Annotated in this window: 31 protein-coding genes and 1 pseudogene; 20 read left to right on the top strand and 12 right to left on the bottom strand. The window is 70.0% G+C overall.

Translation table 11 applies throughout. The annotated features are described in order from the left end of the window. Positions 1-9 precede the first annotated feature (9 nt). The 8 genes and pseudogenes from OHN19_RS22975 to OHN19_RS23005 all read right to left on the bottom strand — a co-directional run. Entirely contained in the window at positions 10-270 is a 261-nt protein-coding gene (locus OHN19_RS22975; protein WP_330265981.1) for a DUF3099 domain-containing protein, read from the bottom strand. 77 nt (positions 271-347) lie between these two features. Next, positions 348-635, bottom strand: coding sequence for a DUF1416 domain-containing protein (locus OHN19_RS22980; protein ID WP_007382995.1), 288 nt, complete (start codon positions 633-635; stop codon positions 348-350). Between the two features lie 59 nt (positions 636-694). After that, positions 695-1,534: a sulfurtransferase gene (locus OHN19_RS22985; RefSeq protein WP_330265982.1), complete on the bottom strand. Its 840-nt coding sequence runs from the start codon at positions 1,532-1,534 to the stop codon at positions 695-697. 109 nt (positions 1,535-1,643) lie between these two features. Beyond that, entirely contained in the window at positions 1,644-1,748 is a 105-nt protein-coding gene (locus OHN19_RS43945; RefSeq protein ID WP_356464090.1) for an Ms5788A family Cys-rich leader peptide, read from the bottom strand. Between the two features lie 176 nt (positions 1,749-1,924). Continuing rightward, positions 1,925-2,653 (bottom strand): DUF2993 domain-containing protein, encoded by a 729-nt coding sequence (locus tag OHN19_RS22990; protein WP_330265983.1) that lies wholly within the window; start codon positions 2,651-2,653, stop codon positions 1,925-1,927. 135 nt (positions 2,654-2,788) lie between these two features. Then, entirely contained in the window at positions 2,789-3,151 is a 363-nt protein-coding gene (locus tag OHN19_RS22995) for a DsrE family protein (protein ID WP_123990152.1), read from the bottom strand. A gap of 25 nt (positions 3,152-3,176) precedes the next feature. Further along, a complete protein-coding gene (locus OHN19_RS23000; protein WP_330265984.1) occupies positions 3,177-3,419 on the bottom strand; it encodes a hypothetical protein in 243 nt (80 codons plus the stop codon). A gap of 50 nt (positions 3,420-3,469) precedes the next feature. Beyond that, positions 3,470-3,700 (bottom strand): annotated as a pseudogene (locus OHN19_RS23005) (hypothetical protein); the annotation flags it as partial. A gap of 180 nt (positions 3,701-3,880) precedes the next feature. On the opposite strand from OHN19_RS23005, the gene OHN19_RS23010 reads away from it, so the two are divergent. From OHN19_RS23010 to OHN19_RS23045, 8 genes are all read left to right on the top strand, one after another. Next, on the top strand, positions 3,881-4,723 hold the full coding sequence (locus OHN19_RS23010; RefSeq protein ID WP_330265985.1) for a helix-turn-helix transcriptional regulator: 843 nt from the start codon (positions 3,881-3,883) through the stop codon (positions 4,721-4,723). Next, entirely contained in the window at positions 4,705-4,899 is a 195-nt protein-coding gene (locus OHN19_RS23015; protein ID WP_330265986.1) for a DUF397 domain-containing protein, read from the top strand. Before OHN19_RS23010 ends, OHN19_RS23015 begins: the two co-directional genes overlap by 19 nt. A 62-nt stretch (positions 4,900-4,961) precedes the next feature. Further along, positions 4,962-5,657 carry a hypothetical protein gene (locus OHN19_RS23020; RefSeq protein WP_330265987.1) on the top strand — a complete coding sequence of 232 codons (696 nt, stop codon included), beginning with the start codon at positions 4,962-4,964 and terminating at the stop codon, positions 5,655-5,657. A 14-nt stretch (positions 5,658-5,671) separates the two neighbouring features. Beyond that, a complete protein-coding gene (locus tag OHN19_RS23025) occupies positions 5,672-6,430 on the top strand; it encodes a hypothetical protein (RefSeq protein WP_330265988.1) in 759 nt (252 codons plus the stop codon). Positions 6,431-6,596: 166 nt separating this feature from the next. After that, a complete protein-coding gene (locus OHN19_RS23030; protein ID WP_330265989.1) occupies positions 6,597-7,334 on the top strand; it encodes a hypothetical protein in 738 nt (245 codons plus the stop codon). Next, on the top strand, positions 7,331-8,158 hold the full coding sequence (locus tag OHN19_RS23035; RefSeq protein ID WP_330265990.1) for a hypothetical protein: 828 nt from the start codon (positions 7,331-7,333) through the stop codon (positions 8,156-8,158). Before OHN19_RS23030 ends, OHN19_RS23035 begins: the two co-directional genes overlap by 4 nt. After that, positions 8,155-9,000: a hypothetical protein gene (locus tag OHN19_RS23040; protein ID WP_330265991.1), complete on the top strand. Its 846-nt coding sequence runs from the start codon at positions 8,155-8,157 to the stop codon at positions 8,998-9,000. Before OHN19_RS23035 ends, OHN19_RS23040 begins: the two co-directional genes overlap by 4 nt. Before the next feature lie 215 nt (positions 9,001-9,215). Then, positions 9,216-9,791 (top strand): FABP family protein, encoded by a 576-nt coding sequence (locus OHN19_RS23045; RefSeq protein WP_330265992.1) that lies wholly within the window; start codon positions 9,216-9,218, stop codon positions 9,789-9,791. A 33-nt stretch (positions 9,792-9,824) separates the two neighbouring features. Here OHN19_RS23045 and OHN19_RS23050 read toward each other — a convergent pair whose 3' ends face one another. After that, positions 9,825-10,202 carry a beta/gamma crystallin domain-containing protein gene (locus OHN19_RS23050; protein ID WP_148090861.1) on the bottom strand — a complete coding sequence of 126 codons (378 nt, stop codon included), beginning with the start codon at positions 10,200-10,202 and terminating at the stop codon, positions 9,825-9,827. 128 nt (positions 10,203-10,330) lie between these two features. On the opposite strand from OHN19_RS23050, the gene OHN19_RS23055 reads away from it, so the two are divergent. From OHN19_RS23055 to OHN19_RS23065, 3 genes are all read left to right on the top strand, one after another. Next, positions 10,331-10,783, top strand: a complete 453-nt coding sequence (locus tag OHN19_RS23055; protein WP_330265993.1) for a Fur family transcriptional regulator — start codon at positions 10,331-10,333, stop codon at positions 10,781-10,783. Between the two features lie 10 nt (positions 10,784-10,793). Then, the gene (locus OHN19_RS23060; RefSeq protein WP_123765041.1) at positions 10,794-11,759 is read left to right on the top strand and encodes a YgfZ/GcvT domain-containing protein; all 966 of its coding nucleotides are present in this window, start codon (positions 10,794-10,796) and stop codon (positions 11,757-11,759) included. Between the two features lie 204 nt (positions 11,760-11,963). Further along, the gene (locus OHN19_RS23065; protein WP_330265994.1) at positions 11,964-13,760 is read left to right on the top strand and encodes a helix-turn-helix transcriptional regulator; all 1,797 of its coding nucleotides are present in this window, start codon (positions 11,964-11,966) and stop codon (positions 13,758-13,760) included. 3 nt (positions 13,761-13,763) lie between these two features. On the opposite strand, the gene dtd is transcribed toward OHN19_RS23065, so the two are convergent. Beyond that, complete coding sequence (gene dtd, locus OHN19_RS23070; RefSeq protein WP_330265995.1) at positions 13,764-14,189, bottom strand: D-aminoacyl-tRNA deacylase; 426 nt, start codon at positions 14,187-14,189, stop codon at positions 13,764-13,766. A gap of 158 nt (positions 14,190-14,347) precedes the next feature. Between dtd and OHN19_RS23075 the strand changes: the two genes are divergently transcribed. Both OHN19_RS23075 and OHN19_RS23080 read left to right on the top strand, forming a co-directional pair. Next, positions 14,348-14,941 (top strand): aerial mycelium formation protein, encoded by a 594-nt coding sequence (locus tag OHN19_RS23075; RefSeq protein ID WP_330265996.1) that lies wholly within the window; start codon positions 14,348-14,350, stop codon positions 14,939-14,941. Positions 14,942-15,068: 127 nt separating this feature from the next. Beyond that, a complete protein-coding gene (locus tag OHN19_RS23080; RefSeq protein WP_330265997.1) occupies positions 15,069-16,328 on the top strand; it encodes a GNAT family N-acetyltransferase in 1,260 nt (419 codons plus the stop codon). Positions 16,329-16,537: 209 nt separating this feature from the next. Here OHN19_RS23080 and OHN19_RS23085 read toward each other — a convergent pair whose 3' ends face one another. Continuing rightward, on the bottom strand, positions 16,538-16,723 hold the full coding sequence (locus tag OHN19_RS23085) for a hypothetical protein (protein ID WP_123761644.1): 186 nt from the start codon (positions 16,721-16,723) through the stop codon (positions 16,538-16,540). A gap of 199 nt (positions 16,724-16,922) precedes the next feature. On the opposite strand from OHN19_RS23085, the gene OHN19_RS23090 reads away from it, so the two are divergent. Continuing rightward, entirely contained in the window at positions 16,923-17,837 is a 915-nt protein-coding gene (locus tag OHN19_RS23090) for a winged helix-turn-helix domain-containing protein (RefSeq protein WP_330265998.1), read from the top strand. 35 nt (positions 17,838-17,872) lie between these two features. Here OHN19_RS23090 and OHN19_RS23095 read toward each other — a convergent pair whose 3' ends face one another. Beyond that, positions 17,873-18,061 carry a hypothetical protein gene (locus tag OHN19_RS23095; protein ID WP_037710989.1) on the bottom strand — a complete coding sequence of 63 codons (189 nt, stop codon included), beginning with the start codon at positions 18,059-18,061 and terminating at the stop codon, positions 17,873-17,875. Positions 18,062-18,257: 196 nt separating this feature from the next. Between OHN19_RS23095 and OHN19_RS23100 the strand changes: the two genes are divergently transcribed. The 6 genes from OHN19_RS23100 (at position 18,258) to OHN19_RS23125 (ending at position 23,929) form a co-directional block, all read left to right on the top strand. Continuing rightward, entirely contained in the window at positions 18,258-19,136 is an 879-nt protein-coding gene (locus OHN19_RS23100; RefSeq protein WP_330265999.1) for a winged helix-turn-helix domain-containing protein, read from the top strand. Continuing rightward, on the top strand, positions 19,085-19,870 hold the full coding sequence (locus OHN19_RS23105) for an HAD family hydrolase (protein WP_330266000.1): 786 nt from the start codon (positions 19,085-19,087) through the stop codon (positions 19,868-19,870). Before OHN19_RS23100 ends, OHN19_RS23105 begins: the two co-directional genes overlap by 52 nt. 18 nt (positions 19,871-19,888) lie before the next feature. Continuing rightward, positions 19,889-20,767 (top strand): GntR family transcriptional regulator, encoded by an 879-nt coding sequence (locus tag OHN19_RS23110; RefSeq protein ID WP_330266001.1) that lies wholly within the window; start codon positions 19,889-19,891, stop codon positions 20,765-20,767. Positions 20,768-20,795: 28 nt separating this feature from the next. Beyond that, the gene (locus OHN19_RS23115) at positions 20,796-20,993 is read left to right on the top strand and encodes a hypothetical protein (protein WP_330266002.1); all 198 of its coding nucleotides are present in this window, start codon (positions 20,796-20,798) and stop codon (positions 20,991-20,993) included. Positions 20,994-21,265: 272 nt separating this feature from the next. Next, positions 21,266-23,287, top strand: coding sequence for an aminoglycoside phosphotransferase family protein (locus tag OHN19_RS23120; protein WP_330266003.1), 2,022 nt, complete (start codon positions 21,266-21,268; stop codon positions 23,285-23,287). 33 nt (positions 23,288-23,320) lie between these two features. Further along, the gene (locus tag OHN19_RS23125; protein ID WP_330266004.1) at positions 23,321-23,929 is read left to right on the top strand and encodes a TetR family transcriptional regulator; all 609 of its coding nucleotides are present in this window, start codon (positions 23,321-23,323) and stop codon (positions 23,927-23,929) included. Positions 23,930-23,968: the final 39 nt, after the last annotated feature.

The raw sequence follows: 23,968 nt of genomic DNA on the forward strand, positions 1-23,968 counted from the left end.
CCCGCCTTCCTACTGCCGGCGCTTCCTCCCGTCCAGTTCGTCCCACCACTCGTCGGACTTCGGGTCGCCGGAGGGGTCGTCCCACCAGCGGTCGTCGGGGCCGCGCCGGTTGGCGACCATCGCGGCGAGCGGCGGGATCACCATGGCCACCACGCACATCCCCACGGCCACCGGCATCGACCAGAGCCGCACGACTCCCCAGGCCAGCACGAACAGCCCGATGCACGTGCCCATCATGGCGAAGTAGACATGCCGTCGTCGCGCCAACATGCCTCCAGCGTAGGCCCGCACAGGCCGAAGGGCCGTACCCCGGCGGGTACGGCCCTCCGACTGCTGACCTGCCTGCCTCAGACCGCGATCGCGACCTCGGCCAGGCCGCCCTGCTGGGCGACGACCGTACGGTCGGCGGTGCCGCCGGGGACCAGGGCGCGGACGGTCCAGGTGCCCTCGGCCGCGTAGAAGCGGAACTGGCCCGTCGCGGAGGTCGGGACCTCCGCCGTGAACTCGCCGGTCGAGTCCAGGAGGCGGACGTAGCCCACCACAGGCTCGCCGTCACGCGTCACCTGACCCTGGATCGTGGTCTCACCGGGCTTGATCGTCGAGGCGTCCGGGCCGCCGGCCTTCGCTCCACACATGTCTTTCTCCAAAGAGGGGTCTGACCGGAAGGAAGGCCGGTCGGGTGGGACTGGATTGCTTACTTGTTGGCGCCGAGCTCGATCGGAACGCCGACCAGGGAGCCGTACTCGGTCCAGGAGCCGTCGTAGTTCTTGACGTTCTCGACACCGAGCAGCTCGTGCAGCACGAACCAGGTCAGGGCCGAGCGCTCACCGATACGGCAGTACGCGATGGTGTCCTTGGCGAGGTCGACCTGCTCCTCGGCGTAGAGCTCCTTGAGCTCCTCGTCCGACTTGAAGGTGCCGTCGTCGTTGGCGTTCTTCGACCACGGGATGTTGCGCGCGGACGGGACGTGACCCGGACGCTGCGACTGCTCCTGCGGCAGGTGGGCCGGGGCGAGCAGCTTCCCGGAGAACTCGTCGGGGGAGCGCACGTCGACCAGGTTCTGCGAACCGATGGCCGCCACGACGTCGTCGCGGAAGGCGCGGATGGCCGTGTTCTGCGGCTTGGCGGTGTAGGTGGTCTCGGCGCGCTCCGGGACCTCCTCGACCAGCTCGCGGGCGTCCAGCTCCCACTTCTTGCGGCCACCGTCGAGCAGCTTGACGTTCTCGTGGCCGTACAGCTTGAAGTACCAGTAGGCGTAGGACGCGAACCAGTTGTTGTTGCCGCCGTAGAGGATCACCAGGGTGTCGTTGGCGATGCCCTTCGCCGACAGGAGCTTCTCGAAGCCCTCCTGGTCGACGAAGTCGCGGCGGACCGGGTCCTGCAGGTCCTTGGTCCAGTCGATCCGGATCGCGTTGCGGATGTGGTTCTTCTCGTAGGCGGACGTGTCTTCGTCCACCTCCACGATCGCGATGTTCGGGTTGTCGAGGTTGGCCTCGACCCAGTCGGCGTCGACCAGGACGTCGCTGCGGCTCATGCTCTTTCTCCTCCGGGGCAGTTGCGGCGGGGCGTGCGGAAGGGTGCGCGGGGCGCACGGATGCCCTGGGGGCGCCAGGGCAAGGGGATGCGGAGGCCGTGCCGTCCGCTCAGAAGGGGCGACAGAGCATGGCGGCGACGCGGCACAGGTCTACTGCCCGCCGCTTCGTGAGATCCGCCTGTCGCTTCATGGCGTCGATCGTAGGGACGGACATACCGGCATGTCACCGGTGTGTCGCATGCTGAGATGCGATCGTCCGGAATATGGGACCAGAAAGCCGCCCGGGCCGTGCTCCCACGGATCCCGGGCGGCTGTAGCCGTCATCACATCTACGGTACGGACGTGACCGTCTCGCCTGTCGGACGAGCCGGGTCCGGCCCGACGCTCGTCCTACCCGGCGAGCTTGACGTTCGAACCCTTCACCGCGATCTCCACACCGTTCGCACCCGCGTCGACCTTGTCGAGCTTGATGCCGCCGGGCAGGCCCTCGATCTTCTGGTCGAAGTCGGCGATGGAGCGGAAGTCGGAGTCGGCGAGGGTGATGCTGCCGAAGCTGGGGATCGAGTCGGCGTGCACCCGCACGGTGTCCCCGTCGACGACGCTGACGGTGCTGAGCACGGACACGGGCTTCTCCAGGGCGCTCACCTTGATGTCGACCTTGATCTTGCCGTCGCCGCCGTCGGAGAGCCCGACGACCTTCGCGGTGATGCCGAGCGGCAGCTGGGTCTCCTGCGACTTGGCCGCCTTGAGCAGCTGGTCGTAGGTGATGGCGGCGGTGCCGGAGGCGGTGGTGGCGGTGGCGGAGCTGTAGTCGCCGGAGAACGCGACGCCCTTCATGGCGGCGTTCAGGTCGTCGATGCGGATCGTGCCCCCGCTGGTGCCGGTGTCCGCGTCGTACTCCTTCATCCCGACCTGGACGTCGTCGAGTTCGCCGCCGGCCACCTGGGTCAGGAACGGGAACCCCTTGATGTCCACGCTCGGGGTCGTGGTCAGCCCCTCCTGCGTCTTCAGCCGGTCGGCGACCTCGCCCTCCGCGAAGTGGACCGCCAGACGGTCGGCGGCGACGAACAGCCCGCCGAGAATCACGGCGGTGATCAGAAGTATTCGCAGGGCGCGCATGCGTTTGGATCCCCCAGAGCGGCGGTGGTGTCGACGGACGGGTGGCCGTCGAACGTGAGACTAACCGCGCCGGGTAAGGCCTTCCTTGAATTGTCGACCAGCTGTGACAGGCCGCCGGCCCGCGCGGCGGGCGTCTCAGTAGACGAGCGCCTGCGTCCCGTCCGCCAGGGCCTCCTGCACGAACACCTGCGCGCCCGCGATCCGTACGCCCTCGATGACGTCCTTCTCCGTGATGTCCCGGCGGGCCGCGCACTGGGTGCACAGGGTGAGCCGCCCGCCCGCGAGGATCGAGTCCAGCAGGTCGGGCAGCGGGGCGGCGTGCGGCAGCTCGAACTCGGCGGCCCGGCCCGGCAGGGCGAACCAGGCCGACTCCCCGGTCAGCCACAGCGAGACGTCCACGCCACTGGCCACGGCCACCGCCGCCACGGTGAACGCCTGCGAACAGCGCTCGGGAGCATCGGCCCCGGCGGTCACCTTGATCACGAGCTTCTTCGCCATGCGGGCAGCGTAGTGCGTACGGCGCTCAGGTCGTCGCGACGATCACCGCCACCAGCCCCGCGATGCTGACCGCGGTGAGCACGCCGGTCCAGAAGGCGTCGTCGACGAGGACCCACGGCACCCGGAGCCGCGGCCGCCGCCGTGGCCTCCACCGCCGGCGCCTGCGCGGAGGGCGGGCGGCCGACCCGGGCTCCGGCTTCGGCTCCGGCCCCGGCTCCGGGGCTTCGGACGGCAGCGGATACGGATAGTAGGGCGGCGGGACGCTCATGCGAGGTCCTCCTCTCGCTCCACCCCGCACCGCAGACCGGCCACCAGGAACGGCCCGTCGGTCGCCGGGCGCGTCGGGACACCGGCCCGCGCCCGGTCGTTCGCCGCGCGGACCCCGGCGCTCAGCCGCTCCTGGTCGGTGGCCGGCCGCAGCACCTCCGGATCGGCCTGCCACTCCCGGCCGCCGCCGACGGGCCGCAGCATCGCGTACGGCCCCGAGCGGTCCTGGTACTCGCCGACTCTGTTGGTGGCGGGGTCGAAGAGAAGCGTTCCCGGTTCCATGAGGTATGTGTCCTTTCGCCCAACATGTATACGGAATGCGGCAGTTGGACTACTCTGCGTATTCCTGGGTCGATACGAGGATGACCCAGGGCGGGGACGGATCGCGACGGGAACGGCCGCAAATTCCACAGCGGGCGTTCCAAATTCCACAAATTCCACAAGGATGATCAAGGAGGCGCGGTGCCGCAGCGGCGGGTGGTCACGGGGCGGAGCCATGAACCGAGGGCACGGTTCGCGGAGGAACTGCGGTTACTGAGGGCCGGAAAGGGCGGCAGCCTCCGGGACGTTGCGGACCGGCTCGGCTGGGACGCGTCGACGCTGGGCAAGATGGAGAGCGGGCGCAGCCTGGGCAGCCCGGAGCTCGTGGAGGCCCTGGACCAGCACTACGGGACGTCGGGGATGCTGCTGGCCCTGTGGGAGCTGGCGGTCGGGGACCCGACGCAGTTCAAGGAGCAGTACCGGCGGTACATGGTGCTGGAGACGGAGGCGCACAGTCTGTGGCACTTCGGGGTGAGCACCGTGCACGGCCTGCTCCAGTCGGACGGGTACGCCCGTGAGTTGCTTGCGCTGGGCGGCGCCAAGGGCGAGGAACTGGACCAGCAGGTCGAGGCCCGCACCGGGCGGCGCCAGCTGCTGGAGGAGGAGGACGCCCCCGTGTTCCGGGCCGTCCTCGCGGAGGCGGTGCTGCGGACTCCGCTGCGGGACGCGGGCGCGTGGCGGGAGCAGTTGGAGCACTTGCTGGAGGTGGCGCAGTGGCCCAACGTGACGATCCAGGTGCTGCCGCAGGACGCGGGGATGCACGGTCTGGTGAGCAGCGACGTGATGTTCCTGAAGCTGCTGGGTGGTCGGACGGTGGTGTACCTGGAGAACGCCCTGCGAGGTGAACTGGTCGAGGAAATCACATCCGTTGAGCGGCTCCACCGTGCCTACGATGCGATGCGTGACCTCGCGCTGAACCCGGGCGAGTCACGGAAGTTCATCCTGCGGATGTTGGAGGAAGTGCCGTGCGAGCCATCGACCTGAGCGGTGTGACGTGGCGCAAGAGCAGTTACAGCAACCCGGACGGCGGCGCCTGCCTGGAGGTCTCCGACGACGCCTCCCCCCTCGTCCCCGTCCGTGACAGCAAGGACCCGGCCCGCCCCCCGCTCCTCTTCTCGGCGGAAGCGTGGTCCGCGTTCACGTACAACCTCCGGGGCTGACCAGGGGTCTCCTGTGCGGCGCGCATGCGGAAGGCGCGTCGCACGCCTTATGGGAGACGCACGTGAAGGACCCGAAGAGACAGTTGGTCGCCGCCGCGGCCGTACTCGGCGTAGTCGCCGGGGCCTGCGCCGGATACCTGGTCCAGGCGGGCCGGGAGCCGACGCTCCCCCTGCTCGTCCAGCCGGCGCTCCCTCAGGCCCGCGGCCCGCAGCCGGAGCCGCTCACCGCCGAGCAGGACCGCAAGGTCAGGAACGACGGGGACCTGCGGGAGCTGCTCCTGGAGACGCCGGACGGTGCGACCACGCCGGACTGGGTGGCGCCCCAGGGCTGGATGGCCCTGGGCGAGTACGCCGACATGTCGGACGAGCCCGAGACCTACTACGACCACCTCGAGAAGCAGGAGTTCCTGCGGGCGGCGGTCACCGGCTGGGACACCGGCAGCCACCAGGTGGAGATCTGGCTGGCCCAGTTCGAGCAGCGGGAAGCCCCGACGGCCCCCGCCGACGACAGTTCGAGCAGCCGGTACTGGGCGGAGACGGACCCGGACGTGAAGAGCCGGCCGATACCCGGCACCGGTGCGGGCAGGGCGTACCTCCACCCGGAGCCGTCCGCCGAGTCCACCGCCCTGCCCGGCGTCAGCGCGGAGGCGCACGCGTCACGCGGCGACCTCTCCCTGCACATCTGGGTCTACGGCGAGGACCCGGTCCCCTGGGGAACGATCATGGATCTCGCCGAGCGCCAGATGGTGCGGCTGTGAAGGGGGCGGGGGCCGTGTCCGCGAGGACCCTGTCCGCCCTGCGCGGGCTCGCCGTGCTGGCCGTCTTCGCCGTAGCAGGGACCGCGACCGCGTACGGCGTCACCCGCCTGGACCGGGAGGACGTGCCCGGGCTCCCGGCGGCGACCGAGGGCCTGTGGGAGTACCCGCGCCTGAGCAGCCCGCCGCTGCCCTCCGACAGTCCCGCCCCGTTCGCCGACGAGGACCGGCCGGGCGTCCACCATGCGGATCTGCGGGCCCTGGTGCTGCCCGCGCCGAAGGGGGCGGTGGAGGACCGGGCGCTGCGCGGCTCCGAGGGGTGGCTGACGACCGACGGCTTCCTGGCGGAGTACGCCGGGCCGGACCGGGCCGCCCTCGGACAGCTGCTCGTCGACACCGGCCTGCGGCACGTCGCCGCACGCGGCTGGACCACGCCCGACGGCACGCACACCCGTGTCTACCTGCTCCGCTTCGGCACGGCGGCGGTCGTGGACGACCTGTTCCACCAGCACCTGGCCCCCCGGGACGCCCCGGGCCACCGGGTGCGCGGCGCGGAACGGTCCGTGCCCGACGAGGACCTCCCCGACGCGTCCGGCATCGCGGAGATCCGCCGCTCCGCGTACGACGAGAAGCGGCCGTACGGCGCCGAGCACGTCCGGCAGGCGTATCTGTCCGCCGGGGACGTGCTGGCCGTGGTGCTCCAGTCCCGCGAGGGAACCGTGGCCACCGGGCCCTTCGCGCAGACCCTGGCCTTGCAGACCCAGCTCCTCGCCTGAGCGGATGTGCGATGTGTCCGGATCGTGACAACCCCCCGTACAACTCCGGGCGTTGACCGGAAGTCACCTGTGAAGCGCGCATACGGAACGCGCGCTTCACGTCTTAGTGGGGGACGCTTTGGAAGTACCCGAAGAACCCGGAGAGCCTGAAGGGCCTGAACGGCCCGTGGAGGTCGAAGAGCCTGGAGGGGCAACCCGCGGGCGCCGCCGTGGCCGTACGACCCTGTTGATCGCCGCCGCGGCCGTGCTCGGTGTCGTGGCCGGGACCTGCGCCGGATATCTGATCCAGGCGGACCGCGCCCCCACCCCGCTGCCCTCGCTCTCGCAGCCGACCCTGGCCCAGGCCACCGGCCCGGCCCCCGAACCGCTGTCCGCCGCCCAGGACCGCCGCGTCAAGACCGACGGCGACCTGCGCAAGCTGCTGCTGAAGAAGCCGGCCGGGGCGAAGGGCGCGGACTGGCTGGGTGACGATGACCGCTGGCTGGACCTGGCCTCGTACGCCGAGCTCTACGAGGATCCCGCGGGGGCGCTCAGCGACCAGCTGGGCGACGATTTCCGTCGCGCGGCCACCACGGGCTGGGCCAGCGGTGACAAGGAGGTGACGATCCGCCTGATCCAGTACCGGCAGGAGGAGTCGCTGGTGGCGGCCGACGAGGCGTCCGACGGCCAGTACTGGGCCGACAAGGAGGCCTCGACCCGTAGCTGGGCCATCCCCGGCACCGGGGACGGCAAGGCGTACGTGCACGACAAGCCCGACACCGAGTTCGGGTACCTGCCGATCTACGGCGCCGAGGCGTACGCCTGGCGAGGTGACGTGGTCATGGAGATCCGGGTCTGGGACACCAAGCCGCTCACCAAGAAGACGATCATGGACCTCGCCGAGCGTCAGATGGAGCGGCTGTGAGTGACAACGAGACCCAGCCGACACCGACCGACGCGGTGGAGGACACCGGGGCGCCCGTGCCCGCGGAGCTCCCCGCGCCCGCCCGCAACCCCGCCCGGCGTCGTCGTGTCGTCGCTCTCGTGGGGTCGCTTCTGCTGGCCGCCGGTGTCGTGGGTGGGGTCGGGTACACCGTGGTCACCGTCGACGGCGCCGACCGTGACGCGGGAGCGCCGTCGTGGACGTTCCCGAAGGCCACACCCGAGACGGCGCAGCCCGTCGCGGCGAAGGGGCTCTCCCGGATGCTCGTGCCGTTCGACGACGACACCTGGCCCCACGGGCCCGACATCGGCGAGTACGGCTATGACGCCGAGCTGAGCGGGGCCCATGCGACCGCGCTGCGCAAGGAGTCGCTGAGCGGGCTGCCGCGCACCCAGCGCAGGGCCTTGGAGAAGCAGATCGACAAGCAGCGCCTCAAGGGCGTCGCGATGCGCAGCTACCTCAGCGACCCCTACGCGCAGGAGGCCGCCACGGTGACCATCGAGCTGTCCGAGCTGGACAACGCGTCGGCCGTACGCGAGATCGCCCGCTACCAGGATTCGTTCGTCGACATGCTGGACGGCATCCTGCGCGCGGGCCCGAAGATCGTGGGCCACAAGGACGCCCACTGCTTCCTGGCGCCGACGTCCAAGAAGGAGAAGCTCGACTCGATGGTCTGCTTCGCACATCAGGGCAACGTGCTGGTCAGCCTCACCGCGGACAGCGCGAAGCCGATGAAGCAGGAGGGGGTCGCGAAGCTGCTGCGCGAGCAGCTCGACCGCATCGCGGAACCGGGGGAGGCGGTATGACCGAGCAGATCGAGACCACCGGGGCCGCAGGTCCCACGGAGCCCGCACCCGTCGGGGGCGAGCACCCGGTACCGGCCCGCAAGCCCCGCCGGGCCCTCCGCGCCGCCCTGCGCTGGACCACCGCCGTCCTCACCTTCGCGGCCTTCGCCACCGGGACCGCCTACGCCGTCGCCGGCATGGAGCGCACCGACGTCCCCGGCCTGGCCACGGAGTCGGACGGCCGCTGGGACTACCCCACGCTCACGAAGCCCCCGCTGCCCTCCGGCAGCCCCGGCCCCTTCGCGGACTCGAACAAGACCGCCTCCCACTACGCCGACCTACGGCGGCTCGTGCTGCCCGCGCCCCACGGCGCGACCCCGGACAAGGCGCTGACCGGCACGGACGGCTGGCTGCCGACGAAGGACTTCCTCTCCGTCTACGACGCGAAGGAGGACCGCGCCGAACTCGCCCAGAAGTTCACCGACTACGGCCTCCGTCACATCGCGGCCCGCGGCTGGACCACGCCCGACGGCACCCGCACCGCCGTCTACCTGCTCCAGTTCGACTCCGCCGCCGTGCTCGACGAGCTGACCCGTGAGCTCGCCCCGTACGACGGCCCCGGCTACCCGTTGCGCGGCGCCGTCGAAATGGTGGCCGACGAGGACTTCCCCGACGCGTCCCTGGTCACGAACGTCTCACGCGTCGCGTACGTCGAGTCGAAGCCGTACGGCAAGGAGCAGACCCGACAGGCCTACGTCAGCGCCGGCGACGTCCTCGCCCTGGTGATCCAGTCCCGCAAGGGCACCGCGAACCCCGTCCCCTTCCAGCAGACGGTGACCCTGCAGGGCCAGCTCCTGGGGTGAGGAGGCCCGCACGGTCCCCCGGGCCCCGGCCGCGTAAGCTGGGGCCCGGCCCTGTGTACAAGCACCGCACCCCGCTCATCCGAGGAGCACCCCGTGGAGATCTTCTTCGAAGCCCTGCTGGTCCTGGTCTGCGTCGGCGTCCTCGCCTTCGCCTACCTGACCGTGAAGAAGCTGTACCAGGGCCAGCGCTGACCCCCGTCTAGGAACCGCCACTCATGATCGAGATCCCGTCCGACCTCCACAAGGACCTCGTCCCGCTCGCCTTCCTGCTCGGCAACTGGGCCGGCGCGGGCGTGCACGACTTCCCGGACTCGGAGAAGTGCAACTTCGGCCAGGAGGTGACCTTCAGCCACGACGGCCGGGACTTCCTGGAGTACGACTCCCACACCTGGGTCCTCGACAACGACGGCAACAAGGTCCGCCCGCTGGAGACCGAGCACGGCTTCTGGCGCATCGACTCCGACCGCAAGGTCGAGGTGACGATGGTCCGCGACGACGGCGTGGTCGAGATCTGGTACGGCGAGATGGCCGACCAGAAGCCGCAGATCGACCTGGTGACCGACGCCGTCGCGCGCACGGCCGCGTCCGGGCCGTACAGCGGTGGCAAGCGCCTGTACGGCTACGTCAAGAGCGACCTCATGTGGGTCGGCGAGAAGCAGACCCCCGAGGTCGAGCTGCGCCCCTACATGTCGGCCCACCTGAAGAAGGTCGTCACCCCGGAGGAGGTCGAGCGCTGGGCGAAGGCCCTGCCCGACGACATGCCGGACGACGGGATCGCCTTCTTCAAGTAGGCCGGTCCGCACGCCACGCGGTGGTCCGCGGGATCAGTAGATCGTGATCTGCTCGATCTTGTGGACCTTCCCGCTGGGCGAGCCGGACGCGAGCCCCAGGTCGAACGCCGTCCACTTCGCGAGCCGCCCCGAGTCCCACAGCGGGCCGCCCAGGACCGTGCGGTACTTGAAGCTCACCTCGTTGTTGCCGGTGCTCGTCCAGCCCACGCCGTAGATGGCGACGTCCATGGTGCCGGCGTTGGCGAAGCAGGGGTTGACGCCGTCGACCTCGAAGTAGAAGAAGTCGTTGCGGCCCGCGCAGTCCACCCGGTTGATGGCGTGCGCGGGGAGGGCGGTCGCCACGGTGGCCGTCAGCGCGGCACCGGTGACACCGGCTAAGCGCAGGGCCCGGCGGACGATCGAGCGGTTCATCGAGGACCTCTGGTTCTTCTCGGGGATCTTCCGGCCAGTGAGACAGGCCCAGCACCGCACAGGTTGCCAAGGGAAGGCAAAATCCGTCGGTGGACGCCCTTTACGGCAACGGTCCTAGACTTGGCCCCGTGGTGAGCACCGACTGGAAGAGCGACCTCAGGCAGCGCGGCTACCGGCTGACGCCGCAGCGCCAGCTTGTCCTCGAAGCCGTGGACACCCTGGAGCACGCGACCCCCGACGACATCCTCACGGAAGTCAAGAAGACGGCCTCGGGGGTCAACATCTCCACGGTCTACCGGACCCTGGAGCTCCTGGAGGAGCTCGGGCTGGTCAGCCATGCCCACCTCGGGCACGGGGCGCCGACGTACCACCTCGCCGACCGCCACCATCACATCCACCTGGTCTGCCGCGACTGCCAGAACGTCATCGAGGCCGACATCAAGGTGGCCGCCGACTTCACCGCGAAGCTCCGGCAGGAGTTCGGCTTCGAGACCGACATGAAGCACTTCGCGATCTTCGGCCGCTGCAAGGACTGTTCCGCCAAGTCCCTCGAGATCAAGACTTCAACTACCGAGTCGTAGGCTTGTGCATATGAAGAGCCCCCTGCTGTCCCTGCCCGGCGCCGTCCCCGCCGAGGGCGTGGACGAAGGCGTCGCCGCGCACTACGGCGACCTGTTCCGCGAACAGCGCGCCCTGGCCGACGGCACCGGATTCGTCGACCTCTCGCACCGCGGCGTCGTGTCCGTCACCGGTGACGACCGCCTCAGCTGGCTGCACCTGCTGCTCACCCAGCACGTCAGCGACCTGCCCACGGGCCAGGCCACCGAGGCGCTGATCCTCTCCGCGCACGGCCACATCGAGCACGCCCTGTACCTCGTCGACGACGGCACGACCGTCTGGGCCCATGTCGAACCCGGCACCCAGGGCGCGTTGCTCGCCTACCTGGAGTCGATGAAGTTCTTCTACCGGGTTGAAGTCGCCGACCGCACCGACGAGTTCGCGATCGTCCACCTGCCCGCCGGGTCCATCGCCGAGGTGCCTGAAGGGGTCGTCGTACGCGAGACGCCGTACGGCCGCGATCTCTTCCTGCCGCGTGCCGACCTGGAGTCGTACGCCGAGAAGTCCGGGCCCGCCGCCGGTCTGCTGGCCTACGAGGCGCTGCGCGTCGAGCACCACCGCCCGCGCCTCGGCTTCGAGACCGATCACCGCACCATCCCGCACGAGCTGGGCTGGATCGGTACCGCGGTGCACCTCCAGAAGGGCTGCTACCGCGGCCAGGAGACCGTCGCCCGCGTCCAGAACCTCGGCAAGCCCCCGCGGCGCCTTGTCTTCCTGCACCTGGACGGCAGCGAGGTCCATCTGCCGCCCGCCGGCGCCGACCTCCGGCTCGCGGACGAGGGCCCCGACGGCCGCAAGATCGGCTTCGTGACGACCTCCGTACGGCACCACGAGCTCGGTCCCGTCGCCCTCGCCCTGGTCAAGCGGAACGTCCCCCCGGACGCGCGACTCGTCGCCGACACGACGGCCGCGGCCCAGGAGGTCGTCGTCGAGCCGTAGCCCCAGAGCCCTCGCCGAGCTTGGCTGTCGTGAGCGCCCCGCCCCCCGCGCGGGGCGCTCTCCGTCTCCAGGGTGAGTCCGGCTGGAAACGCCGGGCGCGATATGCCGTTGACAACCCATAATTTGGCAACGGGCAGCGACCGCGCGGACACGGGGAGCAAGTGTTCGGCGAACGAGGTGGCGATCTGCCCCGGGGGAGGCGCCATGACACCGGAAGAGGAATTCGCCGAGTCGCTGCGCATGCGCAGAAAGGCCGCCGGGCTGTCGCTCGGCGAGCTGTCCCGGCTCGTCAACTACAGCAAGAGCTACCTCAGCCGGGTGGAGAACGGCACCCGGATGCCGGGTCCCGCGCTGGCCCGGGAGTGCGACACCGTCCTGCACGCGGAGGGGGAGCTGCTGAGCCTGCTGCCGGACCGGCCCGTGCCGTCCCAGCGGCAAGGGCGGCAAGGGCGGCAAGGGCGGCAGGGGCGGCCCGGGCGGCCGCGGGGACGCAGGCCGCTGGCGGCCTCCGCCGCTCCGGTCGACGCCCCCGGCGGCGAGTTCGACCAGCTGATCCGCCGCGGTGACGCCCGCCATCTCCTCGGCGACATGTACGAGGCCGGCCGGCTCTACCTCGCCGCGTACCGGGCCGCCGAGGGCGACGACCTGGCCCGGGCCCACGCCGTCGTGCGCTGCGCCCGCCGCTGGTCGGACCCGGGCCAGGTGGACCGGGACCTGATCGCGCGGATCGACGAGTGCCTGAAGACGCTGGCCGGCCGCGAGGACCTCCCCGCGGTGGAGCTGCGGCTGCGCCTGACCGCGCACCGCGCCAAGAAGCTCACCATGGGCGTCGGCGACGACACCGCGGTCCCCGGCGCCGAGCCCGGCACCAGCGTGGACCGGGCCCGCGGCGTCCTCAGGGAGTTACGGGACCGGCTCCCGGCCCTCGGCGCCGAGACCCACTGCGAGGTCCTCACCGAATGCCGCTGGGCCCTCTACGACTTCGCCCCGGCCGCCGAACTCCTCGCCCTGTCCGCCGAGTTACGGGACGTCGCGGTCCGCTCCCGCTCGATGTACTTCATCGGCGAGGCCCTCGTCGCCCTGGCCATCGACCAGTTGAGGGTGGGCCGGGTGACCGCCGCGGACGCGACCGTACGACGCCACCGCGAGCACGCCGCCCACCGGCACAGCACCCTCGCACACTGGCAACAGGGCACGCTGGACGCCCTGATGAACCTGTGGCAGGGCGAGTTCGCCACCGCCGAGGAGTGGATCCTCGGCGAGTCCAGGACGATCGCCGAGACCATGGAGCGCGAGCAGTCGGTCCCCGCCGACACCCTCAGCCAGACCTGCCTCGGCCAGGCCTACTGGCTCCGCCACGAACAGGGCCGGATGGCCGAGCTGTTCGACTCCCCGCTCATGGCCGGCGTCCGGCGCCGCGACTACTTCCCGGTGTGGCGGGCGGGGCTGGCGCTGGCCCTGTGCGAGACCGGCCGCCACGACCAGGCGGCCGACCAGGTGCTGGCCTTCGCCGCCGACACCGGCGGATTCACCAGGTTCCCGCCGAGCGGCTGGGCGCTGCCCACGGCGGCCGTACTCGCCCAGGCCTGCGCGGAGCTGGCCGTACGGGACGTACGCGTCGAGGAGTTGCTGCCGTACGTCCCGCCCCTGCGCGCCCTCCTGGACGCGCACCCCGGCGAACTGGTCCTCGCCGGCTGGCCGACCGTCCTGCTCGGCCCCGCGGCGCGCTTCAGCGGACTGCTGGCGCTGGTGGCGGGCGAGCCGGAGACCGCGCTCGGGCATCTGCGCCGGGCGGTGCGACTCGCCCAGCACTCACCGGCGCAGATGACGCGGCTGCGGCTGGACGAGGCGCGGGCACGGCGGCGTTCGGACTCCGTCGCGGTGCGGGCGGAAGCGCGTGGGCTCGCCCGCACGGCGCTGGGAACGGCCGAGGAGCTGGGGATGGCGGGTGTGGCGCGGGACTGCCGGGAGTTCCTGCGCAGTTCGCCCACGGGACCGTGAGGGTCACATCTCCAGCAGGACCGTGAACGGGCCGTCGTTGGTCAGGGACACCCGCATCCGGGCGCCGAAGCGGCCGGTGGCGACCGTCGCACCCAGGGCGCGCAGTTGCGCGACGACCTCGTCGACGAGCGGCTCGGCGACATCGCCGGGGGCGGCCGCGTTCCAGGTGGGGCGGCGGCCCTTGCGGGCGTCGCCGTAGAGCGTGAACTGGCTGATCACCAGCAGCGGGGCGCCGATGTCGCTGCACGACTTCTCGTCGTGCAGCATGCGCACCGACCAGAGTTTGCGGGCCAGTTGGGCCGCCTTCTCCTTGGTGTCCTCGTGCGTGACCCCGACGAGGACGCACAGTCCCTCGCCGCTGATCTCCCCGACCGTCTCACCGTCGACGACGACGCTCGCGCCGTCCACCCTCTGCACCACCGCTCGCATACGACCATCATGCCGGGCCTGCCCGAAGGGGCTGCGTCCGGGTTTGTTTTTGATCCTTAACCCCCCATCTGGGGCCGTTCGGGGGCACTCGGTCACATAGCGGCCACTTGGGGTGGCACGATGCTTCCACACGCCGGTCGAGGGGACGGTTGAGGCGCATGAGCACACCGAGTACCGGGCGGCTGGAGAGTCTGCGGCCGCCCACGCAACGTACGGACAGCCCCGTGCTGCCCCCGGAGCCGCCCGAGCACGACCTGGCCAGGCTGAGCCTGCCCGCGCTGCGCACACTGCGCCGGGACGCCCAGCGCGACGAGGCGGACCTCAGTTATGTCCGACGGCTGCTCCAGGGCCGTATCGACATCCTCCGCGCGGAACTGGCCCGCCGGTCGCCCGCGGGCCGGGACCCGCTCGCCGAGCGGCTCCCGGAGGCCTCGGTCGTCGAGCGGCTCCCCGAGATCCTCACCGACGCCCCGGCCCGCCACCGCTCCTCGGCCCGGCACGTCACGCTGGGCACCCCGCACAGCGAGGAGTACCGGCTGCTGGCCGCGGAGATGCTCGCCGAGGTCGAACTCTCGGACCTGGGGGCGCGCACCGACCTGGAACTGAACACCGCGATGGGCCGGCTGGTGCGGTACGAGCAGCAGGTGTCCGGGCGCCGCCAGCGGTTGCAGCGGACGGCGGACGAGTGCAGCGGGGAGATCACGCGGCGGTACCGGGAGGGGGAGGCGCAGGTGGAGGACTTGCTGACGTAGGTGGGGTGGAGTGGGGTGGGGTGGCGGGTTGTCGTGAGGTGGCCGGCCTCGTGACGTGGGGGCCGGTGCTGCCGGGGTGCGGAAATCTGCGCGACACCTCCCTCCCCGCCCGCCTACCGTGGCCCGCATGAGCGACCGAGCCGGCACAGCCGACATAGACGTCCGTGCGATCACCGAGGCCGAGCATCCCGAGTGGCTGCGGGCCGTGCGGGCCGGGTTCCTTCGGGAGCCCGTCGTGCCGGCGGCCGAACTGGAGGCGCGGCGCGCCCAGTTCGAGCCCGGCCGGTTCATCGGGGCCTTCGAGGGGGACCGGTGCGTGGCGACCTTCCGGTCCTTCGCGCAGGAGGTGACGGCGGTCGGTGGTGCCTTCGTGGCCGCCGACGCGATCTCCGCGGTCACCGTGACCGCCACGCACCGCCGCCGCGGTCTGCTGACCCGGATGATGACCCAGGACCTCGCCGCCGCGAAGGAGCGCGGAGACGTCGTGGCCACACTGATCGCCGCCGAGTACGGCATCTACGGCCGCTTCGGCTTCGGCCCCGCCACCTCGGGCACCGTGTGGACGGTCGACGTGACCCGCGCCGGGCTCGACCCCCGGGGCCCGGATCTGGACGGCGGCCGTATCGACCTGGTGGACCCCGACGTCGTACGCAAACTCGGTCCCGAGCTGCACGACCGGGTGCGTCGGGCTACTCCGGGGGCGATCAGCCGGGGCGACTGGTGGTGGGGGTTGCACACGGGCGCGGTGCGCGTCGACCCGACGTGGACGGAGCCGTTCTACGCCGTGTACCGGGCGGCGGACGGCACGGTCGAGGGGCTGATGGCGTACGAGGTCGAGGACAAGTGGGCCGACACCATGCAGCCGTCGAACACGGCGAGCGTGCGGAACATGATCGCGTCGACCCCGACGGCCGAGCGCGCCCTGTGGCACCACCTGTGCTCGATCGACTGGGTCATGCAGGTAAAGAGTGACTGGCGGGCCCCAGACGACCTGCTCCCGCACCTGCTGCCGAACCCTCCCGCGGCCAGGATCACCATGCACGCGGACTGGCTGTGGGTGCGGATCCTGGATGTCGTACGGGCCCTGGAGGCGCGGACGTACGAGGGCGAGGGTGCGCTGGTGCTGGAGGTCGTGGACGCCTCCGGAACGGCCGGCGGCCGCTACCTGCTGGAGGTCTCGCCGGCCGGAGCCTCCTGTACGGCGACGACGCGCAGCGCCGATCTCACGCTGGACGTGCGGGAGTTGGCGACGCTGTGGCTCGGGGACGAGTCGGTGGCGCGGCTGGTGGCGCTGGGGCGGGTGCGGGAAGAACGAGCGGGCGCCGGCCGGGGGGCCGACGCCCTGCTGCGTACGTCCAGGCGTCCTTGGTGCCTGGACATGTTCTGAGGTCTCCTGTCCGTCGACGGCCGCTGACTGTTCATCCGTAGCTGTGCTCTTCAGTTGTGGCTGTACTGGTGAAGCTGTTCAGTTGTCGGTGTTCAGTTGTGGCTGTGCAGACCGACCGGGCTCCCGGCTCCCCTCCGGAAGGGAGCCCGATCAGCCGGATCCTGGGCCCGACGGGCGGGCGTCATCAGGACCGGGTCATATGGGCCGGGTCATCCCGACTGGGCGAGCAGCATCACGAGGATGACCGCTCCGATGCCGCCGATCGCGACGTTCTTGGCCTTGACGCCGACGGTCAGCGCGACGAACGCCACGATGCCCATCGCGCCCCACTTCCACTGAACGAGCGCCTCGAAGCCGACGGCGAGGGCGGCGATGGCGACGGCGATGAACGGCATGACGGTCCCCCTTCGGGACGGTCCCTTCGCGGGACGGTGGCCCCTGTCGATCCCGACTTGGCCAACCTTGTGAAGTTTTGACCATGTTTCTCAAGGTTGCTCAAGTTGGCGACCAACTTCACTGTACTTATCTCCGCTTGGAAGCGGCTCATAACCACCTTCCACTGAACTGCCGAAAGATGGCGGGAAGTTGTAGGGTTTGGCCGTGGACCCGAAACACGCCTCCGTCAATGGACGGAAGAGGTCACAGCGGCCACAGAAGTCCCATCACGAGGTGGCCGACGAGCTCCGCGCCCGGATCCGGTCCGGCACGCTGCGGGCAGGTCAGCGCATGCCCACGCAGGCGCGGCTGGCCGACGAGTTCGGGGTGGAGCGCGGGGTCGTACGCCAGGCGTTGTACGTCCTGCAGGCGGAACACCTGCTCACCAACGTGTCCAAGGGAAGCCCGGCGACCGTCGCCCCCGACCTGGGCGCCGGCCGGGCGCTCAACGGCACCGGAGCGGCCCCGCAGCCCACCACGGTCGCCCTCGGCCCCCGTATCGCCGCCGCTTTCGCGGCCCCGCACGTCGAGATAGACGCCCTGTGCCTGACCTCGGTCTCCCTCAACCTCGCCATCGGGGAGGGGCTGCGCCAGATCCACGCCGGACGACTGAATCCGGCCAAGGTCGACGTCCGGGTCCTGCTGCCGGGCCGGGACATCGACCTCGCCTTCCCGGTGCCGGTGGAGGGCCGCGACGACGACGCGGTGCACGAGCGCTGGCTGGCCCAGCGCAACGCACAGGGGCAGGTCCTCAAGCACAACCTGCTGGCCCTGCGCGCCACGCACGGCATCGACGTGCACGTCTCCTTCCGGGCCCTGCCTTTCACCCCGCCGGTCAAGCTGTACCTGCTGAACGGCACGGAGGCGCTCTTCGCGTACTACACGCTGACCCGCCGCAAGCAGCAGATCGACCACGAGCACCTGGAGCTGTACGACTCCGAGGGCACGCAGTCGATGCTGTTCCCGTTCGAGCAGGGTGTCGGGCTGCGGGACACGACCTTTGTGGAGCAGTCCCACCTGTGGTTCAACGCACTGTGGGAGACGATCAGTTCGGAGCTGGCGCTCACGAGCTGACGTCTCCCGCAGTGGCTGACGGACGCGCTGTTCCCTCACAGGGCCGGACCCGCGACGAGCAGGGCGAGCACGACCGCCCCGGTCGAGCTGATCGCGGGGTTCTTGGCCTTGAGGCCGATGGTGAGCAGCAGCATCCCGATGATGCCGCTGGCGCCGTACTTCCACTGGAGGGTCTGCTCGACGCCGACGACGAAGACGGCGGAGAGGAGGGCAAGGGCCGGCATGGTGGTTCCCCCTTCGAGCTTCGGGGCGGGCGAGGCGGGTGGTGAAGCGGGCGGTGGTTCTGCTGGCGGTGCGGAGGCAAACCCTCCGCCAACTCAACCAAGTTGGCAACCAACTCTGACTATGTTGTCCCCACTTGGCTAAGGTTGCTAAACAACTCCGCAACAACTCCCCATAGATGGATTGGAGTTGTAACGTTTGGTCGTGACCCAGGAGAACGTGGCAGTGAACGGCAGCAGAAGGCTCTCGCCCCAGGAGATCGCCGACACCCTGCGGGAACGCATCCGCACCGGCGACCTCAAGGCCGGCGACCGCCTCCCCACCCAGGCCGAACTCGCGGAGGAGTTCGGCGTGGAACGAGGAACGGTCCGCCAGGCCCTGCGCGCGCTGCAGGAGGACGGGTTGCTCAGCAATGTGAGCAAGGGGAGTCCGCCGCGGATCGCGGAGGTGCCGGTCAGTCAGGGGGGCCCGCAGCCCACGATGGTGGCCCTGGCTCCCCGCCTCACGGAGGCGTTCTCCAGCCCGCACGTGCGCATCGACGCCGCGTGTCTCACCGCGGAGACCCTGATGGTGGCCCTGAGCGAACCGGTCCGCCACATCCACGAGGGCCGGATCCACCCGGAGTCCATCGATGTCCGCATCCTCCTCCCCTCCCGGGACATCAACCTGGCGTTCCCGGTCCCGGTGGAGACCCCTGACGACGACAACCCGGTCCACCAGCGCTGGCTGGAGATGCGCAACGCCCAGGGCCACGTCCTGCGCCACAACCTCCGCGCCCTGCGCTCCTCCCACGGCATCGACGTAAAGGTCACGTTCCGCGCGCTGCCGTTCACGCCGCCGGTGAAGCTGTACCTGCTCAACGAGTCGGAGGCGCTGATCGCGTACTACATGGTGTCGCGGCGGGAGGAGTCCACGGAGTCCGGAACCCTCGACATGTACGACGTCCTCGGCACGGAGTCGCTCCTGTTCTCCTTCGAGAAGGGTGCCGGTGAACGTGACGCGTCGTTCGTCGAGCAATCCCAGATGTGGTTCGACGCCCTCTGGGAAACCATCACCACGGACCTGACACTCTCCTAGTGACTCCTGAGACGACGCACACTGGACCGGTGACAACAGAGGAAGCAGGACTCTCATCACTGGTCGCCTCCGCCCGATACGTGCTCTGGGACCTGGACGGTCCGATCTGCCGGTTGTTCGCGGGGTATCCGGCGCACGAGATAGCCGGTGCACTCGTGGCCAAGATCGACCTGCTGGGCATGGGCGCCCTGCTCACTGAGCAGGAACGATCCAGCAATGACCCCCAGGAAGCCTTGCTCGGTGTTCACGAGCGCCACCGGGGAAGCGATCTGGTCCTCGAGTTGGAGGAGTGGCTCACCCGGCGCGAGTTGAAGGCCGTCTCGCTGGCGAGGCCCACCCCGTACGCCGACCCGCTCATCAGGACCTGGTGGTCGCTCGGCGTCAAGTTCGCGATCACCACCAACAACGCTGCCGCCGCGGCAGAGGCTTACATCGAGAGCCGTCGGCTGAAGGACTGTTTCCCGCACGTCTACGGCCGGACGCCGGATCTCGACCTGATGAAGCCGAACCCGTACTGCCTGGAAGAGGCCATCAAGGCCATGGGAGCGATTCCGGCAGCCACGTTGATGATCGGTGACGCCGCGACGGACCTGGAGGCCGCGCGCCAGGCGGGAGTTGCGTTTCTGGGCTACGCGCGTAATGACGGCCAGGAGCAGATCCTGAGGGAGGCGGGCGCGGAGGCGGTGGTGCGCTCGCTGGACCGGGTGCTCGACGTCCTGCGCACGCGGCCCTGAGGTCGGTACGGTCGTGTAGTGAGCGAAGAACGCGGCAAGGGAGCCGTGACTTTGGCGGCACTGCGCTCCCGCATTGCCGAGGGCGAGTACCGGCCAGGGCACAGCCTGCCTCCGCAGCGTGCTCTCGCCGATGAGTTCGACGTCTCGCGCGACACGATCCGGCGCGTCCTGGCCGAATTGCAGACCGAGGGCTGGATCGAGTCCCGCCAGGGCAGCGGATCGCGGGTTCGAGCTACGCCGCCGATCCACGTGGCGACGCAGCCGAAAGTCCCCCCGGGACGCATAGCGCTGGGCCCCTTCGTCGCCCGTGCCTTCGCCCAACCAGTCGTGGAGCTGGACGTCTTCACGTTCACGTCGGAGAGTCTCGACACCCACCTGCGGGTCCAGGCCGAGGCGATCCGCAACGAACAGATTCCCGCCCCGGAGAGGATCGCGCTGCGGATACTGCTGCCCTCCGACGAGATCGAGTTGCCGTATCCACGAGCCAGGGCGCCCAAGGACGCCCCCGCGAGCGCCGATGTGCAGGAACTGGACCGGAGACTCCAGGCCCGGACCCGCGAAATCATCACGCGCCACACATCCTCGCTGCGCAACCTCAAGACGGACGGGCTGGTGGGAGAGGTGGACGTGAAGGTCCTGGAGGTGCCGCTCGTCCCGACCCACAAGCTGTATCTGCGGCGTGGTGTCGAAGGGCTCCTCGGACCGTACAAGATCGTGGAGCGCACGATCCTGATGGACGACGACACCGAGATCGATGCCTGGGACGTCCTGGGACTCGGTTCGACGCTAATACGGCTGGCTCTTGATGAGGGCGACCCCGACGCTGTCGGCTCTGTGTTCATGCAGAGCTGGCAGGAGTGGTTCGACGCCTGCTGGCACCGTTACGCCACCGTCTGAGATCAGGCCCACGACGATCACGATTCACATGCTGGTGCCGGCCGAGGACCAGCCGCTGCCATTCCCCTTCGAGGACGGAACCATCCTGGACGCGGTCGACGTCATGGGCTTCGACTCCACGCTGACCCACTGCGTCAAGGACGACGACCCCGAGTCGCAGGACTCGCTGATCGTGAGCAGCTGGCGGAGCTGGTTCGATTCGACGTGGGGGCTACTCGCGACGTAACGAAGCGCGCACGAGGACGTTAAAACTCGGGCACGTCCCCGACATGTCCGGTAGGTCTCGTTCCGATGGGCGAATAACGGTCATGTGCGGGGGCGCTTGCCGCTATCGTGTGCATCAATTTTCTCATTGCTTCAATGTTTAGAACTCACGTCTCAGGAGCACGGGTGGCGATCGGGGCTTGGCCTGACCGCGGGGGCGAAGTCCGGGATGCCGTGGTATCGGCGTTTCGTCGCAATGGATACCTCAGTGGGATCTCTGCGGAGACGCACACGGTGTCTTCCCGACCCGGTGTCGATGCGCTGGCCGAGACCTGTCCGGCCGGTAAACCTGTCGACTCCCTGGCCGTCGGCGTCCTGACCCAATTCATCACCCGTTTGACCCTCGTCCGCAAGGACGCCCTGCCCCCGCTGCCGTCCGAGTGGTCGCGCAACGAGAGGGACAGTCGGGCCTACCTCGACACGCTCGTCCGGCGGGTGAAGCAGCGCATGCTCGCCCCCAACTGGACTGTGACTGGTGGGCTGTTCGCGGTGCTCGGCGTGCCCGGTGACGCACTGGTCCGGTTCGCCGAGCAGGTTCCCGCCATGTCCCGTCGTCCCTACGGCCTGCTGCTCACGAATCTCGCCCGGGAGAACGTGGTCGTCCTGGATGGCCCCAAGCTCTCCGTGGCCACCCTCGACTGGACCTCGGCCTCCTACGGGGACCCTCTGCACGGTCTCGCAAGCCATGTGGTGGGGATGCGTTACCGCGCGGACCAGGTGGACGAGGCTGTCGAGGCGTGGGTGCGCGAGATGCGGCGCGTCAGGCCCCTGGCCGTCAGCGGCCTGACTCGGGACCTTCCGCACTACATCGCCTTCGAACGCATCCACTCCGCATACGACGACGTGATCAGCGCGGCGAACTCCCTCGGTGTCTCGACCGACGACAGTCGGCTCCGCGCGGCCGCCGTCGACATCGGCACGGCCCTGGAGGACGCCGCCGACCTGCTCGGCATGTCCGAGGTCCCCTCCGAGAAGGAGATCGCGGACGCCCTCTTCCGTTGGCAGGCGGCGCGTATCGCCCGGACGGTCGGTACATTGCCGGACACCCTGTTCCGGTGGGAGCGCGACGACCGTGTCCCGGCGCGGGGCGACTTCCCGACCCACCTGGTGCGTCACGCACTGGCAGTGGAGGGCGTCGCCCCGGCCGACCTGGTCTTCCGCGGTACGGCTCACCTCAACACCGTCGTCCGGGTGGAGGACCATCCGGACCCCGTCGTGGTCCGTCGCGAAACCGCGGGGGCCCCTCGCCGCGAGCAGGGGCTTCTCCCGGAACACGCCGTGCTCCAGGTGATCGAGCAACAGTCCAGGGCGCAGATCCGGGCACCTCGCATCCTGGCGCTGGGTTACGACGACCGCGGGCGCCACTTCGCGATCCACACGTACGAGGGTCCCGAGGGCCGGCCTCCCCAGCATCCCGTGGACGGCCTGCTTCCCGCCGAGGCGGACGAACTCGTCGACGAACTCGCCGCGCTCGCGCGGGTGGACCACTCGTCCCTGCCGTTCGATGAGCCGAAGCAAGGCTTCTACCGCTGGCTCACCGAACGGCTTGCCGCCTTCGTCGACGATCTGCCCGCCGAGACCCTGTGGGCCGCCGCCCAACGAGGTCTGCCGAACGGTGACGTACTCCGGTGGGCCCTCGACCGCCATGACGTGACCGACCGCACCCCCGTCCTGCTCCACGGCGACCTCAACCCCTGGAACCTGGTGCGGGCCGGACGCCAGGGCGGGCTGACGATCATCGACTGGGAGATGGGGATGATCGGCGATCCCCTCTACGACCTCGTGCGCCACCTGCATCTGACGCCCACTCCGACGGGGATGCGGACGCGCATGTTCGAGCGGTGGAGCAGGAAGCTTCCTGCCGAGTGTGTCGTGGGATGGGAGCGGGACTGGCGTGTCTACCGCTGGATCGAGCAGATCCGCTCCGCCTACGTCGACCTCGACCGGATGACGACGGGGGTCGCACTGGCCACCCCGAACGTACGGCGGGCCGTCGACGCGTACGAGATGACCCTGTCCGCCGCGACGGGCTCCCTGGGGCTGCGCAGGCGCGGGAGGTCGAGGAACGCGCATGCCACGTCCAAAGCGTCGGGCTCCCGCAAAGTGCCGGGTTCCGCCAAGGCGTCCGCATCACTCAAGGCCCCCGCCTCCCTGAAGACATCGGCGTCGCTCAATACGTCCGCTCCCCGCAAGGCTCCCGCCTCGCTCAAGGGTCCTGCCTCGCTCAAGGTGCCCGCTGAGCTGAAGACGTCCTGACCCCGTCCGCACCCCGATGCGTAGGCTCCCCCCATGACCAACCCCGGCCTCCGCGAACGTAAAAAACGGCAGACATACGAGACCGTCTCCGAGATCGCCATCCGGCTGTTCCTGGAGAAGGGGTTCGACGCCGTGTCCGTGGCGGAGATCGCCGCCGCCGCCGGGATCTCCAAGCCCACCCTCTTCCGGTACTTCCCGGTCAAGGAGGATCTCGTCCTGCATCGGATCGCCGATCACGAGGACGAGGCCGCGCGGGTCGTGGCGGAGTCGGGCGAGGCGCCGCTTGTCGCTCTGCGGCGGCACTTCCTCGAAGGGCTGGAGCGGGAGGATCCCGTCACCGGGCTCAATGATCATCCGCAGGTTCTCGCCTTTCATCGGCTTCTCTACGGCACCCCCTCCCTCGTCGCCCGGGCGCACGGGCACCTCGAACGGCAGGAGGCCGCGCTCGCCGACGCGCTCGGTGGGGATCTGGACGCTCGGCTCGCCGCCGGGCAGATCGTCGCCGTGCGGCGGGTGCTCGCGCTGGAGAACTGGCGGCGGATCGAGGGAGGGGAGCCGGTCGAGGACGTGCGCGGGGACGCCGTGGCCGCCGCCGAGCGGGCCTTCGGGGTGCTGGCGAGCGGGCTGACCTGGCTCGCCTAAGTGCAACCGAGTAAAATATGTGACTCGGTTGCTTTTTCC

Origin of the sequence: Streptomyces griseorubiginosus, from assembly GCF_036345115.1 — a bacterium.
Classification (GTDB): Bacteria; Actinomycetota; Actinomycetes; order Streptomycetales; family Streptomycetaceae; genus Streptomyces; species Streptomyces griseorubiginosus_C.